Annotated in this window: 14 protein-coding genes; 12 read left to right on the forward strand and 2 right to left on the reverse strand. The window is 73.1% G+C overall.

Annotation, left to right across the window (positions count from 1 at the left end; all coding sequences use genetic code 11):
* Positions 1-2 precede the first annotated feature (2 nt).
* The 11 genes from ispE (at position 3) to HWY08_RS17090 (ending at position 9,480) form a co-directional block, all read left to right on the forward strand.
* Positions 3-944 carry a 4-(cytidine 5'-diphospho)-2-C-methyl-D-erythritol kinase gene (gene ispE / locus HWY08_RS17040; protein ID WP_176067412.1) on the forward strand — a complete coding sequence of 314 codons (942 nt, stop codon included), beginning with the start codon at positions 3-5 and terminating at the stop codon, positions 942-944.
* A complete protein-coding gene (gene spoVG, locus HWY08_RS17045; protein WP_176067414.1) occupies positions 884-1,174 on the forward strand; it encodes a septation regulator SpoVG in 291 nt (96 codons plus the stop codon). Before ispE ends, spoVG begins: the two co-directional genes overlap by 61 nt.
* Positions 1,175-1,331: 157 nt before the next feature.
* A complete protein-coding gene (locus HWY08_RS17050) occupies positions 1,332-2,291 on the forward strand; it encodes a ribose-phosphate pyrophosphokinase (protein WP_176067416.1) in 960 nt (319 codons plus the stop codon).
* Between the two features lie 3 nt (positions 2,292-2,294).
* Positions 2,295-3,422 carry an esterase/lipase family protein gene (locus HWY08_RS17055; protein WP_176067418.1) on the forward strand — a complete coding sequence of 376 codons (1,128 nt, stop codon included), beginning with the start codon at positions 2,295-2,297 and terminating at the stop codon, positions 3,420-3,422.
* A 137-nt stretch (positions 3,423-3,559) separates the two neighbouring features.
* Positions 3,560-4,291 carry a 50S ribosomal protein L25/general stress protein Ctc gene (locus tag HWY08_RS17060; protein WP_176067420.1) on the forward strand — a complete coding sequence of 244 codons (732 nt, stop codon included), beginning with the start codon at positions 3,560-3,562 and terminating at the stop codon, positions 4,289-4,291.
* 5 nt (positions 4,292-4,296) lie between these two features.
* Positions 4,297-4,860, forward strand: coding sequence for an aminoacyl-tRNA hydrolase (pth, locus tag HWY08_RS17065; protein WP_176067422.1), 564 nt, complete (start codon positions 4,297-4,299; stop codon positions 4,858-4,860).
* 90 nt (positions 4,861-4,950) lie between these two features.
* Positions 4,951-5,415 (forward strand): 30S ribosomal protein S6, encoded by a 465-nt coding sequence (gene rpsF, locus HWY08_RS17070; RefSeq protein ID WP_176067424.1) that lies wholly within the window; start codon positions 4,951-4,953, stop codon positions 5,413-5,415.
* Positions 5,416-5,418: 3 nt separating this feature from the next.
* Complete coding sequence (rpsR, locus tag HWY08_RS17075; RefSeq protein WP_176067425.1) at positions 5,419-5,802, forward strand: 30S ribosomal protein S18; 384 nt, start codon at positions 5,419-5,421, stop codon at positions 5,800-5,802.
* Positions 5,803-5,811: 9 nt separating this feature from the next.
* Positions 5,812-6,261: a 50S ribosomal protein L9 gene (rplI, locus tag HWY08_RS17080; protein WP_176067427.1), complete on the forward strand. Its 450-nt coding sequence runs from the start codon at positions 5,812-5,814 to the stop codon at positions 6,259-6,261.
* A gap of 79 nt (positions 6,262-6,340) precedes the next feature.
* A complete protein-coding gene (locus HWY08_RS17085; protein WP_235969680.1) occupies positions 6,341-8,380 on the forward strand; it encodes an alpha/beta hydrolase family protein in 2,040 nt (679 codons plus the stop codon).
* A gap of 65 nt (positions 8,381-8,445) precedes the next feature.
* Positions 8,446-9,480 (forward strand): rod shape-determining protein, encoded by a 1,035-nt coding sequence (locus HWY08_RS17090; protein ID WP_176067429.1) that lies wholly within the window; start codon positions 8,446-8,448, stop codon positions 9,478-9,480.
* A gap of 196 nt (positions 9,481-9,676) precedes the next feature.
* Here the strand turns inward: HWY08_RS17090 and HWY08_RS17095 are convergent, their stop codons facing one another.
* On the reverse strand, positions 9,677-10,507 hold the full coding sequence (locus HWY08_RS17095) for a thioredoxin domain-containing protein (protein ID WP_176067431.1): 831 nt from the start codon (positions 10,505-10,507) through the stop codon (positions 9,677-9,679).
* Between the two features lie 422 nt (positions 10,508-10,929).
* Between HWY08_RS17095 and HWY08_RS17100 the strand changes: the two genes are divergently transcribed.
* Positions 10,930-12,708 carry a cytochrome b/b6 domain-containing protein gene (locus HWY08_RS17100; RefSeq protein ID WP_176067433.1) on the forward strand — a complete coding sequence of 593 codons (1,779 nt, stop codon included), beginning with the start codon at positions 10,930-10,932 and terminating at the stop codon, positions 12,706-12,708.
* 66 nt (positions 12,709-12,774) lie between these two features.
* On the opposite strand, the gene HWY08_RS17105 is transcribed toward HWY08_RS17100, so the two are convergent.
* On the reverse strand, positions 12,775-13,686 hold the full coding sequence (locus HWY08_RS17105) for a hypothetical protein (protein WP_176067435.1): 912 nt from the start codon (positions 13,684-13,686) through the stop codon (positions 12,775-12,777).
* Between the last annotated feature and the right edge of the window lie 45 nt (positions 13,687-13,731).

Genomic DNA, 13,731 nt, shown 5'->3' on the forward strand with positions numbered 1-13,731 from the left:
CCATGGCCACCGAGCTCTACCGCGTCCGCGCCCCCGCCAAGGTGAACCTCGTCCTGCGGGTCGGGCCGCCCCGGGAGGACGGCTACCACGACCTCGCGACGCTCATGGTGCCGCTCGACCTGGCCGACCGGATCGAGGTCCGGCTCTCGCGCGGCCGGCGCGGGCCCGTCACCTGCCGCGTGCCGGGCCGCCCCGAGCTCGACGGACCGTCGAACCTGGCCGCGCGCGCCGCCGAGGCGTTCCGGGGCCGCTTCGGCGTCGCCGACGCGGTCGCCCTCACCGTCGAGAAGCGCGTCCCGGTGACCGCCGGCCTGGGCGGCGGCAGCTCGGACGCCGCGGCGGTGCTGCGCGCGCTCGCCCGCGCCTACGGGGTGCGCGACCGGCAGGCGCTCGCGGAGGCCGGGCTCGCGGTGGGCTCGGACGTGCCGTTCTTCCTCGGGAGCGGGCCGGCCTGGGCGGCCGGGCGCGGCGAGCGGCTCGCGCCGGCCATCGTGCCGCCGCTCGACCTCGTGCTGCTCTACCCGGAGGACCCCCGCCTGGCCATCCGTGCGGGGGAGGCCTACCGCTGGCTCGACGCGGCGCGCCAGGGGGCGGCCGTCCGGAAACCGCTGGCGCGGCGCGGCTCCTTTCGGCCGGCGCACGCCGAGAACGACCTGCAGGAGCCCTGCTTCGAGCGCCACCCGGCGCTCCGGGCGCTGGCGGGGCGCCTTGTAGGACAGGGGGCGAAGGCGGCTATAATGTCGGGAAGCGGCCCGACGGTGTTCGGGATCTTCGAGGACCGCGCGGCCGCTCGCCGCGCGGCGCTGGCCGCGGGGGAAGGGGCAGGGCAGCACGTCGAGGTTCACGTGGTCCGCACCTTGGTACGGCATCCGGGGGTCCTTCGATGGAAATCACCGAGGTCCGGGTCTTCCCCGTCAGCGAGGAGAAGCTCAAGGCGTACGTGACCATCACGCTCGACCACTGCTTCGTGGTGCGCGATCTCAAGGTGATCCACGGCTCCACCGGCCTCTTCGTCGCCATGCCGGCCAAGCGGCGGAAGGACGGCACGTTCAAGGACATCGCCCACCCCCTCAACTCCGAGACGCGCGAGAGGATGGAGAAGGTGATCCTGGCCGAGTACGAGCGCGAGCTCGCGAAGGGCGAGCCCCGGCCCACCGGCACCGACGCGGGCTGAGGCGCCCGCGGGCCGGCCCGACCCGTCGACTCCGTCAGACCGCTTCGGTATAACGCGCCGGTCTGGACGCCCACCCCGGACGCCCGGCTGGCTCGTCACATACGTTCAAACGCTCGCAGCGGGGCCGCGATGGTCCCGCCACTGGGAGGCGCCTCCGATGTCCGCCAACGGGAACGGCTACAAGATCTTCGCCGGCAACTCGAACCTGCCGCTCGCGCGGGCGGTGTGCGAGCAGCTCGAGCGCCCGCTCTGCAAGGCGACGGTGGGCCGCTTCTCCGACGGGGAGATCCAGGTCGAGATCGGAGAGAACGTCCGCGGCGCCGACACCTTCGTCATCCAGTCGACCTGCCGCGACGCCAACCAGAACCTGATGGAGCTGCTCGTCATGATCGACGCGCTGAAGCGCGCGTCGGCCGGCTCCATCGTGGCCGTCCTGCCCTACTACGGCTACGCCCGGCAGGACCGGAAGGTGGCGCCGCGCACGCCCATCACCGCCAAGCTGGTCGCCGACCTCATCGAGACCGCCGGCGCCACCCGCGTCGTGTCGATGGACATGCACGCCGGGCAGATCCAGGGCTTCTTCAACATCCCCTTCGACCACCTCTACGCCATGCCGGTCCTGCTCGACCACCTGCGGCGGCGGTTCGACGGCCACACCGAGGACGTGGTGGTGGTCTCGCCGGACGCGGGCGGCGTGGAGCGGGCGCGCGCCTACTCGAAGCGGCTCGGCGCCGGCCTCGGCATCGTGGACAAGCGGCGCACCCGGCCCAACGTGGCCGAGGTCCTGAACGTCATCGGCGACGTGTCCGGCAAGACGGCGGTACTCCTCGACGACATGATCGACACCGCCGGGACGCTCACGCTGGCGGCCAACGCGCTCATGGACAAGGGCGCCTCGCGCGTCGTCGCCTACGCCACCCACGCCGTGCTCTCCGGCCCGGCGGTGGAGCGCATCCAGAAGAGCCCCATCGAGGAGATCGTGGTGACGGACACCATCCCGCTCGCCGAGCCGGCGCGGGCGCTCACCAAGATCAAGCAGCTCCCGACGGCGCGCCTCTTCGCGGAGGCGGTGAAGCGCATCCACAACGCCGACTCGCTGAGCTCCCTCTTCGTGTAAAGCGTGGCGCGCCGCCACCACGTCGTCCTCGTCCCGGGGTTCTTCGGGTTCGCGAACCTCGGCGACTTCGCCTACTTCGCGCACGTCCGCGACCTGCTCGGCGAGGCGGGGCCGCCGCTCGGGCTCGAGGGCGAGGTGCGGGTGGTGCACACCGAGCCCACCGCCTCGCTGCCGCGCCGGGCCGCGCTCCTCGCCGAGGCGGTGTCGGCGCTGCTCGACGAGCGCGACGGCGAGGTGACGCTGGTGGGCCACTCGAGCGGCGGGCTCGACGCGCGGCTCCTGGTCGAGCCGGGCGTGGCGCTCCCCACCTCCGCGGACGTGGAGCGCTGCGCGCGCCGCGTGCGGGCGGTGGTCACCATCTCCACCCCGCACCACGGCACGCCGCTCGCGCACCTCTTCGGCAGCCTGCTCGGGCAGCAGCTCCTGTCCTTGCTCTCGCTCGCCACCATCCACGCCCTGCGCACCGGGCGGCTCCCGCTGGCGGTGGCGCTGCGGCTGGCGCGCGTCCTGCGGCGGCCGGGCGCGAAGCCGCAGGGCGTCCTCGACCAGCTCTTCCTGCAGCTCCTGGCCGACTTCTCCGGCGCGCGCCGCCGCGCCGTCGAGCAGTTCTTCGACGCGGTCCGCTGCGACCAGGCGCTCGTCGAGCAGATCACGCCCGCCGGGATGGACCTCTTCAACACCTCCACCCACGCCCGCGACGGCGTGCGCTACGGCTGCGTGGTGAGCCGCGGCCGCCCGCCCGGGCTGCGCTCGCTGGCGCGCGCCGGGCTCGACCCCTACGCGCAGGCCACCCACGCGCTCTACCTTGCGCTCTACCGCTTCGCCTCCCGCACCCCGCGCGACCGGCAGCTCCGGCTCACCGCCGAGCAGGCGGCCGCCCTGCGCGTCGCCTACGGTCGCATCCCCGACGCCGCGGCGAACGACGGCATCGTCCCCACGCTCTCCCAGGTCTGGGGCGACGTGATCGCGGCGGTGTGGGCCGACCACCACGACGTGATCGGGCACTTCCACCAGCCCACCCACGTCCCGCCGCACTTCGACTGGGTCGCCTCGGGGACCGGCTTCGCCCGGCCCCACTTCGAGGCGACCTGGCGGGCGGTGGCGGCCTACGCCGCGGCCTCCGTCCCCTGATCCGGCCGGCCCGCCTTGACGGGCGGGCGGAAGTCCGCTAAAAGCCCGCCCTCATTCTGTGTTCCCCAGGGCCTGAGCCGTTCCTGCACGGGCCCCTCGTCGCCGCGCTCCGCGGACGAGTCCACTGGGAGGAAAACATGGCGCAGTCCACGAACGTTCTCAGCGCAGCTCCGCGCAGCGACAAGGGCAAGGGCCCCGCGCGCCGGCTGCGGGCCAAGGGCCTCATCCCCGCCGTCGTCTACGGGCAGAAGAAGGAGCCGACGCACATCGCCGTCGACCCCGGCCTGCTCGAGAAGGCGATCGCCACCCCGCACAAGTTCAACACGCTGCTCACGCTCCAGCTGGACGGGGCGGAGAAGCGCGTCCTCTTCCGCGAGTACGAGGTCGACCCGGTCTCGCGCCGCCTGCTCCACGCCGACTTCCTCGAGGTCGACCTGTCGAAGCCGGTGAAGGTCGAGGTCCCGCTGGTCACCACGGGCAAGGCCGAGGGCGTCACCGCCGGCGGCATCCTCACCGTCTCCGCGCACGACATCGCCGTCGAGGCGCTCCCGGAGAAGATCCCGGTCCGCATCGAGGTGGACGTCACGCCGCTCAAGATCGGCGGCTCGCTCCACATCGCCGACGTGAAGGCGCCCGAGGGCGTCCGGATCAAGTACGCCACCAACTTCACCGTCGCCGTCGTCTCGGCCCCGGAGAAGGAGGAGGTCGTCGCCCCGGTGGCGGTCGCCGGCGCGGCGCCGGCCGAGGGCGCGGCTCCCGCCGCGGGCGCGGCTCCGGCCGCGGGTGCGGCCCCGGCTGCGGGCGCCGCCAAGGGCGCGGCCCCGGCCGCGGCTCCCAAGGCGGACGCGAAGGCGGGCGGGAAGAAGTAGCTCCCGTGAAGCTCGTCGTCGGCCTGGGCAACCCCGGCGAGACGTACGCGCGTACCCGCCACAACGTCGGGTTCCTGGTGGCCGACGGGGTGGCGGACACGTGCCGGGCGTCCTTCTCGACCCGCAAGTTCGGGGCCGAGATCGCCGAGGCCAGCGTGGGCCAGGAGCGGGTCTGGATCGTGAAGCCGCAGACTTACATGAACCAGTCGGGCGAGGCGGTCGGCGCGGCCCTCCGGTTCCTGAAGCTCGGCCTCGAGGACCTGCTGGTCGTCCACGACGACCTCGAGCTCGACCCCTTCCGCCTGCAGGTGAAGGTCGGCGGGGGGCACGGCGGCCACAACGGCCTGAAGAGCGTCAACGCCCACGTCGGCGGCCCGGACTACGTCCGGCTCCGCTTCGGCATCGGGCGGCCTCCCCCCCGCATGGACCCGGCCGACTACGTGCTGGGCCGCTTCGCGAAGGGCGAGGAGGGGGCGCTCTCCGACGGCGTGGCGCGGGCGGTGGTGGCGGCCCGGACGATCTGCGAGCAGGGCGCCGTCAAGGCGATGAACGAAGTGAACCGAAGGTGATGCACCCCGCGGCGGCAATGGTGCCGCGCCGGGACACATTGGCTCCTCGCGGCGGGCGAACCGCCGCTCCACGGACCCGAGGGGAGTGACATGGCGGAAGCGCAGAAGCGTCTCGTGCGCGAGTACGAGACCATCTACCTGCTGAAGGCGGACACGCCGGACGAGCAGGTCGAAGAGATCAAGGAGCGGCTCCGCGCGGTGGTCACGCGCGAGGGCGGCAAGGTCATCCGGTTCACGAACCAGGGCAAGCGCAAGACCGCCTTCGCGATCGGCAAGAACCCGCGCGCGCTCTACATGCACTGCCTGTACATCGGCGGCTCGGGGCTCGTGGCCGAGCTCGAGCGCAACCTGAAGATGATCGACACGGTGGTGAAGTTCCAGTCGATCCGGCTCGCCGACGACGTCGACTTCGAGGCCCGCCAGGTCGAGCAGGACATCAAGGTGGCGCCTCCCGAGGAGGACGCGGCCCGCCCGCGCGAGGAGCGCTCGGGTGAGTTCGGCGAGCGCAGCGACGGCGAGGCCTTCGAGGCCCCGGCCGAGATCGGGGAGGACTAATCCATGGCACGTCCTGGTGAAGCGGGCGCGAAGTTCGGCGGTGGGTTCGGCGGCGGCGGCGGCTTCGGCGGCGGCGGGTTCGGCCGCGGCGGCGGCCGCGACGACCGCGGCGGCGAGCGCGGCGGCCGCGAGGATCGCGGCGGCGACGAGATGGGCGGCCGCGGGCGCGGCTTCGGCCGGCGCAAGGTCTGCCGGTTCTGCGCCGACAAGGCCCTCAAGGTCGACTACAAGGATCAGGGCCAGCTCAAGTACTTCCTCACCGAGCGCGGCAAGATCATCCCGCGGCGGATCAGCGGCAACTGCGCGCTCCACCAGCGCCAGGTCGCGACCGCCATCAAGCGCGCGCGGATGCTGGCCATCCTGCCCTACACGGTGGCGAGCGCCTAAGGAGATCCCATGAAGCTCATCCTCCGTGAAGACGTCGAGAACCTGGGCAAGGGCGGCGAGCTCGTCGACGTGAAGCCCGGCTTCGGCCGCAACTACCTGCTCCCCCGCGGGCTGGCGGTGACGGCGAACCCGAAGAACGTCCGCGAGCTGGAGCACCAGAAGAAGATCGCCGAGGCCAAGGCGGCCAAGATGAAGGCGAGCGCCGAGGCGGTCGCGAAGCGGCTGGCCGAGACGCCCATCACCCTGAAGCGCAAGGTCGGCGAGCAGGACAAGCTGTACGGGTCGGTCACCGCCCTCGACGTGGTCGAGGCGCTCGCCGCCCGCGGCCTCCAGCTCGATCGCCGCACCATCGACCTCTCGGAGCCCATCAAGACGCTGGGCGACTTCGAGGTCCCGGTGAAGCTCCACCGCGAGGTGGTCGGCAAGGCCAAGGTGAAGGTCGAGGCCGAGCCCGCGTAGCGGCTCACCCGCAGGAGTTCTTTCGAGGAGGGGCGCGGGCGCGAGCCAGGCGCCCCTTCTCTTTTCACCGGAGATCACGGTGCCGACGCTCTCCCCGCTGCTCGCCTCGCTCGCGCTCCTCGCCGCCACCCCGCCCGCCGAGCGGCACCCCTTCGGCGTCGACGACCTGCTGGCGCTGCCCCGCGTGGGCGCCCCCGCCGTCTCGCCCGATGGGAAGCTGGTCGCGTTCACGCTCGGCCGCGCCGCCGCCGACGAGTCCGGGATCGAGTCCTCGCTGTGGGTGGTGGCGACCGACGGCGGCGCGCCGCGCCGGCTCACCTCGGCGCCCGGCGAGAAGGTGAGCACCCCGCGCTTCTCCCCCGACGGGAAGCGGCTCGCGTTCACGGCCGCGCGGGGCGGCGCCCCCCAGGCCTGGGTGCTCGCGCTCGCCGGTGGGGAGGCAGCGCAGGTGACGCGGCTCCCCGCCGGCGCCGGCGACCTGCTGTGGACCGCCGACGGGCAGGCGCTCCTCGTCGCCACCGACGTCGACCCCGCCTGTGGCTCCGGGGACGCCTGCGCGGCGCGCGCGGCGCCCGAGCCGGGCGCGCCCCGCCTCGCCACGCGGCTCCTCTTCCGCCACTGGAACGCCTGGCGCGAGCGGGTGCGCACGCACGTGCTGCGGGTGCCGCTCGCCGGGGGCGCGCCGGAGGACCTCACGCCGGGCGACCGGGACGTGCCGCCGTACCAGCGCGGCGACGCGGGCGACCTCGCCCTCTCCGCCGACGGCGGGACGCTGCTCTACGCGCGCATCACCGACCCGGTGGAGGCCATCTCGACCAACGCCGACCTCTACGCCGTCCCGCTCCAGGGCGGACCGGCGCGGCGCCTCACCGAGGGGCCCGGCTGGGACGGGTCGCCCCGCCCTTCACCCTCCGGCAAGCAGCTCGCCTGGCGCTCGCAGGCGCGGAGCGGCTACGAGGCCGACCGCTTCCGCCTGCTGGTGGGCGGCCCGGCGGGCGAGGAGCCGCGCGACCTGACCGCCGGGGTCGACCTGTCGGTGGACGAGGTCGTGTGGACGTCGGAGCGGCGCCTGGTCTTCACCGCCGACGAGGGCGGCCTCGCCAACCTGTACGAGGTGGACGCCGCCGCGGGCGGGGTGCGGCGGCTCCTCGGCGGCGCGAACCTCCACGCGCTGTCCGCCTCGCGCGACGGGCGCACCCTGGCGGCGCTGGTGGACGGGTTCCTCCGGCCGCCGGAGGTGGCGGTGGTGCAGGGCGGGAAGGTGAAGGTGCTCACCCGCTTCGGCGACGAGGTGATGGCCCGGGTCGCCCTGCCCTCCTTCCGCCCGCTCGGGGCGAAGAGCAGGGACGGGGCCGAGGTCCACGGCTGGCTGATGACGCCGCCCGGGCACCGGGCGGGCGAGCGCCATCCGGGCGTGGTCCTCGTCCACGGCGGGCCGCAGGGGGCGTGGAAGGACGCCTGGAGCTTCCGCTGGAACCCGCTCCTCTACGCCGCCCGGGGCTGGACGGTGGTGCTGCCCAACCCGCGCGGCTCGACCGGGTTCGGTCAGGCCTACCAGGACGCGGTCCGGATGAGCTGGGGCGGCGCGCCCTTCGACGACGTCATGGCGCTCACCGACGCGGCCCTGGCAGGGGGTGAGGCGGACGGGGCGCGACTCTGCGCGGCGGGCGCCAGCTACGGCGGGTACATGGTGAACTGGATGAACGGCCACACCGACCGCTTCCGCTGCCTCGTCGCGCACGCCGGCGACTTCGACCTCGAGGCGGCGTACTACGACACCGAGGAGCTGTGGTTCCCGGAGTGGGAGCTCGGCCGGCCGTGGGAGGACCGCACGGCCTACGAGCGCTGGTCGCCCCACCGCTTCGTGCAGCGCTGGCGCACCCCCACCCTGGTGACGCACGGTGAACTGGACTATCGGGTCACCGTGACGCAGGCCCTCTCCACCTACACCGCCTTGCAGCGGCTCGGGGTGGAGTCGCGCCTGCTCGTCTTCCCCGACGAAGGGCACTGGATCCTCCGTCCGAAGAATGCGCGCGTGTTCCACGATGTTGTGTTGTCGTGGATCGCGGACCACCTGGGCCGATCGCCGGCCCCCGCGGCCCGCCCCGATAACCCTTGAAATCTTCGGCGGGAAGCGTTCATATCCCGCCGTCTCCCGCCCTCCCGCCCCCGGACGACAAGACCGTGCTCGACTGGCTCCACAACGTGCTGTCCCGCGATCTCGCGATCGACCTCGGGACGGCCAACACCCTCATCTACATCCGTGGCATGGGCATCGTCTCGAACGAGCCCAGCGTGGTGGCCGTCCAGCAGGACGCGCGCGGCGGTCGGCGCGTGCTCGCCGTGGGCAAGGAGGCGAAGGAGATGCTGGGCCGCACGCCCGGCAACATCGTCGCCATCCGGCCGATGAAGGACGGCGTCATCGCCGACTTCGAGATCACGGCGGCGATGCTCAAGTACTTCATCAACTCGGCCCACAACCGGAAGAAGTTCGTCCGGCCGCGCATCATCATCGGCATCCCTTCCGGGATCACCGAGGTGGAGAAGCGGGCGGTGCGCGAGGCGGCGGAGAGCGCGGGCGCGCGCGAGGTCTACCTGATCGAGCAGCCCATGGCGGCCGCCATCGGCGCCGGCCTCCCCATCACCGAGCCGTCGGGGAACATGATCGTCGACATCGGGGGCGGCACCTCCGACGTGGCGGTCATCTCGCTGGGCGGGATCGTCTACAGCCGCTCGGTGCGCATCGCCGGCGACAAGATGGACGAGGCGATCATCCAGCACATCAAGCGCAAGTACAACCTCCTCATCGGCGAGCGCACCGCCGAGCTCATCAAGATGGGCATCGGCACCGCCTATCCGACCGAGGAGGAGCTGACGATGGACATCAAGGGCCGCGACCTCGTGGCCGGCGTCCCGCGCACGCTCACCGTGACCTCGAGCGAGATCCGCGAGGCGCTCTCCGAGCCCATCAACGGCATCGTCGAGGCGGTCAAGGTGACGCTGGAGCGCACGCCGCCCGAGCTCGCCGGCGACATCGCCGACCGCGGCATCGTCCTCGCCGGCGGCGGCGCGCTGCTGAAGAACCTCGACACCCTGCTCCGCGAGGAGACCGGGCTGCCGGTGTTCCTGGCCGAGGATCCCCTCTCCGCCGTCGTGATCGGCGCGGGGAAGGCGCTGGAGGAGCTGGACATCCTCCGGCAGGTCGCGGCGCACAGTTAGAGCCGGGCTGCGCCCCGCCCCGCCGAGCGAAGCCCGTCGGGGCCCCACCCTGCTCGGCGGGTCCCGTGCGCCTTCGCGCGCGGCTTCGCCGCGTCCGCTCCGGCGCCCCGCCGAAGAGGGGGCTCCGCCCCCTCCCCACCTGCGGTGGGCCCCCACCCCAGCGAGCAGCCCTGTGGCTCTCGCGCCCCGGAGCGACCTACTGGGCGGCGCAGGGGCGCAGGGTGGCGGACGCCAGCACCGCGCCCTTCGCCTGGGCGGCGCGGGCGAGCTGCTGCTCCTTGGCCGCGCCGGCGCAGTCGCCGCGCGCCGTGAGCACCTCGGCCAGCACGACGTGCGGCTCGGGCGCGCCGGGCGCGCGCTCGACCGCGGTCCGCGCCATCGCCAGCGCCTGGTCGAGCTGCCCCGCCTCGAGCAGCTTCCGCGCGAAGCGCGCCTGCAGGCCGGCCTTCACGGCGTCGGACTCGTCCACCGGCGCGGCCGGCGGGTCGAGCACCGCGGCCAGCTCGCTCCGGCCGATCTCGCCGAGCAGGAGCCGCACCTGGGCCACCACCCGCGCCTCCAGGTTCACCTTCCGGAAGTGCTCGTAGGCGGCCAGGTGGTGCTGCTCGTCGGCGATCCCGATCACCGGGTGCAGCCGCACGCCCAGCTTGCCGTAGAGCGCGTCGCCGCGGTCGAGCAGCACCGGCATGGCGATGCCGGACTGCTTCACCACGCGGCGGACCTCCGCCTCCGCCTCGTCCCCCGAGGCCACGGCCACGAAGCGCACCGCCTTCCCGGCCAGCTCCTTCTCCACCCGCGCCAGCCGGGCCAGCACGTCGGCCGAGTTCTCCTGGCCGGTGCGGAAGAACACGAACACGCTCACGCGGGTGGGGGCGAGCAGGTGCGCCTTCCCTCCGCCCAGCACCGGCAGCTCGTCGTCGGGCAGCTCGCTCCCCACCTCGAACGCGAACGCGCTGGCGGCCGCGGGCGCGGCCAGCATCAGCGCGAACACGGCGGCGAGGGCGGCGGCGAGACTCGAGCGTGCCATGGTGTCGCAGTTGACTCCCCGGTGCGTCATTCGGCCATCCCCTGAGCCCGTGACGATTCGCCGCACCCTGACGTGTGACCCGTGGTCAAGGGTGCGCCGCGACGCCGCAGCTCCTCCGGCCCGTCGCGCCTTCATTATAGACGGCGCAAGAAATGCCGTCACTTCAGGTGTGCTGCACCCCTGTTCGCGGGCTGAGTTGTCGGGTCAATCTGCCGCACGATCCGAAACCCCCGACACGCCTTGGCGGAAACCGGCGACGCCTCCGCGCGGACCATAAGGGCCCAATCCATGCACACGCGTCCGCACCGGAACGGCAGATCCGCTGAATTTTCCGGTCGATTGATCCGGCGCAATTGCCGGTCAGGTCGGCGACGTCCGACATCGACTCTTCCGCTCCACACCACCACGGGGCTTAGACGCGCATGCGATCCACCCTCCTCATCGTTGCCCTCACCCTCTCGTCCGCGGCCCGCGCCGCGGTGCCCTCGCCGGGCGCCGCCGCAGCCGCCGCCCAGCCGGCCGCGCCGGCGAACCAGGACTGCCTCGCCTGTCACGAGTCGCCGAAGCACGGCGAGCCGGACGCGGTCGGGCGCCAGGGCGTCGTGGCCGGCCTCTTCGGCCAGTCCGTGCACGCCTCCCTCGACTGCGTCGCCTGCCACGCCGGCTACACGGCGCCGGGCCCGCACGAGGTCGCCGCGCCCACCGATCCGGCCGACCAGGCCCTCCTCGCCCGGCTGACCGCCGGCAAGACGCCCGACGGCGAGCCCCGCGTGAAGTCGCCCCGCGCCTACCTGGCCTGCGGCGGCTGCCACGGCGACTCGGTCGACGGCTTCAAGGCCTCCAGCCACGCCAAGTGGCTGGTCGCCGAGACGGCGGTGGCCGGGCCCTCCTGCGCCAGCTGCCACGGCTCCCCGCACGAGGTGACGCCGGCGCCGAAGCGCGGCACCGCCGAGTTCCGGCCGTACTGGGCGAAGCTCTCGAAGAGCTGCGAGGGCTGCCACAACGACCCGAAGTTCGTCGCCGCCGCGAAGCTCGACGAGGAGGTGGCGGTCAACTACCACGACTCCATCCACGGCCGGCTCGTCGCCATCGGCAGCCAGCGCGCGCCGCTCTGCACCGACTGTCACGCCTGGTCCGTGCGCCCCGACGGCGTGAAGGGCGCCCTGGCGGGCGGGCACGCCACGCTCTCCGGCAAGGGGATCGCCGCCTCGACGGTCGCCTTCGGCGAGCCGCCCAAGGACTCCGACCACCGGGTCCAGACCTGCGCCCAGTGCCACCGGGGCGCCTCGGCCAGCTTCGCCGCGCTCATCGCGCACAAGCAGCCGCAGGAGACGGGCCCCATCCCGCACTTCATCCACGTGATGTTCTCGTACCTCACGACCCTCACGCTGCTCTTCTTCGCCTTCCACGTGCTCGTCGACTTCATCTACGAGCTGCGCCGGCGGTTCGGGAAGAAGCACGCGGCCGACGCGAGCCTGCTCACGCGCACGGTGGTGCGGTTCGACATCCACCAGCGCATCCAGCACTGGCTCATGCTGGCGGGCGTCATCCTGCTCGCCATCACCGGCTGGCCGCTGCGCGGCGCGGGCGCGGTCGAGTCGATGGGCATGAGCGACTTCGCCCAGCGGGTCGAGTCCTCGCGGAAGTTCCTCGCCCTCTTCGGCGGGCCGCACGGCGCCGGGATCGTCCACCGCGTGGCCGCGGTGATGATCATCCTCTCCGGCGTCTACCACCTCGTCTACCTGACGTTCCTCGCCAAGAAGCGGACGCTGCCCCTGTCGATGGTCCCGACGCTCAAGGACGCCTTCGACATCCGCGACAACCTCACCTTCATGCTGGGGCTCAGCAAGGAGCGCCCGAAGTTCGAGCGCTACAACTACCTGGAGAAGTTCGACTACTGGGCGGTGTTCTGGGGCATCATCATGATGGTGGGCTCCGGGTTCATCTTCTGGTTCCCGGTCCAGTTCGCGAAGGTGCTGCCCACCTTCGTCCTCACCAGCGCCCAGATCATCCACGGCGAGGAGGCGACGCTCGCGGCCATCTTCCTGTTCGTGGTGCACTTCTACAACGTGCACCTCAAGCCCAGCATCTTCCCCATGAACTGGGCCTGGCTGAACGGGCAGACGACCCTCGAGTACATGAAGGACGAGCACGCCGCGGAGTACGACCGCGTGTTCGGCGAGGACAAGGAGCAGCGGTAGATGTCCGGGCGGGGTCCAGCTGGAGGGGCGGCCGCGCGGCCCCTCCCTGCGCCCCGCCCGGTCGCTTCACCCTCCGGCGGGCCGCGGGGCCGACGCGCGCCCCGCCCCGCGGAAGGCGTGGCACGCGGCGCAGGCCCGGCCGCGAGCGTGCTCCGCCGCCTTCCCGTGGCAGCGCAGGCAGCCCTTCGGCTCGCTGCGCCACAGGTGGGCGGCGTGGCAGGACGCGCAGGTCGCGTGCCCCCGGTGCGCGTGCAGGCCGGCGCGCGCCACGTCCTCGTGGCAGCTCTGGCATCGGACCAGCTCCTCGGCGTCCGTCCGCGCGTGCGGCTTGTGGCACGCCCCGCACTCGAACTGCATGGGGGCGTCGTCGGCGAAGCGGGCCGGCAGCACGCCCTCGGCGCGGTGGCAGTTGAGGCAGTCCCGCCGGGTGGGCCGCAGGCCCGGGTCGGTGGACAGGAAGTTGTGGCAGGTGAAGCAGTGCAGCTTCTGCATCCCGCTCTGCCGGACGAGGTGCTCGCCGTGGCACCCCTTGCAGCTCGCGACGACGGGCTCGAAACCGTGCACGCTGGCGGCGTGGCACCTCACGCACTCGATCTTGGCCTTGGCCACGTGGATGCGGTGCCCGCGCGATCCCTCTATCTGCGGCCAGCGCGTGTCGTGCGAGAGGTGGCAGGAGGCGCAGGCGCCGACCTCGACCCGACCGTGCGGCGCCGCGCCGTCGGGGCTCTTCCCGGCCAGGAAGGCGCGCAGCATGGCGAGCCCCTCCTGCGGGGTCGAGTGGTGGCAGCGCTGGCACGCGACGGTGCGGTGGCTCCCCTTCAGCCAAAGCGCGAACTCGGGCGTGCTCTTGTGGCACTGCGCGCAGAGCCGCGGGTCGGTGTCGACGTAGCGCTTGAGGCGCGCGGCGCCGTAGGCGGCGGCGAGGGCGGCCGCGGCGACGGCTGCGAAGGCGAGCTGGGCCAGGCGTCCGCGCGACATGTGCCGGGCATACTACCCTGCGCGGCCCTGCCGCAGGTGTCCCCC

Source organism: Anaeromyxobacter diazotrophicus (genome assembly GCF_013340205.1).
GTDB lineage: Bacteria > Myxococcota > Myxococcia > Myxococcales > Anaeromyxobacteraceae > Anaeromyxobacter_A > Anaeromyxobacter_A diazotrophicus.

Excerpts from the sequence above, each read along its gene's own strand:
- ispE (WP_176067412.1), top strand. The coding sequence starts at position 3 with ATGGCCACCGAGCTCTACCGCGTCCGCGCCCCCGCCAAGGTGAACCTC.
- spoVG (WP_176067414.1), top strand. The coding sequence starts at position 884 with ATGGAAATCACCGAGGTCCGGGTCTTCCCCGTCAGCGAGGAGAAGCTC.
- HWY08_RS17050 (WP_176067416.1), top strand. The coding sequence starts at position 1,332 with ATGTCCGCCAACGGGAACGGCTACAAGATCTTCGCCGGCAACTCGAAC.
- HWY08_RS17060 (WP_176067420.1), top strand. The coding sequence starts at position 3,560 with ATGGCGCAGTCCACGAACGTTCTCAGCGCAGCTCCGCGCAGCGACAAG.
- rpsF (WP_176067424.1), top strand. The coding sequence starts at position 4,951 with ATGGCGGAAGCGCAGAAGCGTCTCGTGCGCGAGTACGAGACCATCTAC.
- rpsR (WP_176067425.1), top strand. The coding sequence starts at position 5,419 with ATGGCACGTCCTGGTGAAGCGGGCGCGAAGTTCGGCGGTGGGTTCGGC.
- rplI (WP_176067427.1), top strand. The coding sequence starts at position 5,812 with ATGAAGCTCATCCTCCGTGAAGACGTCGAGAACCTGGGCAAGGGCGGC.
- HWY08_RS17095 (WP_176067431.1), bottom strand. The coding sequence starts at position 10,507 with ATGGCACGCTCGAGTCTCGCCGCCGCCCTCGCCGCCGTGTTCGCGCTG.
- HWY08_RS17100 (WP_176067433.1), top strand. The coding sequence starts at position 10,930 with ATGCGATCCACCCTCCTCATCGTTGCCCTCACCCTCTCGTCCGCGGCC.
- HWY08_RS17105 (WP_176067435.1), bottom strand. The coding sequence starts at position 13,686 with ATGTCGCGCGGACGCCTGGCCCAGCTCGCCTTCGCAGCCGTCGCCGCG.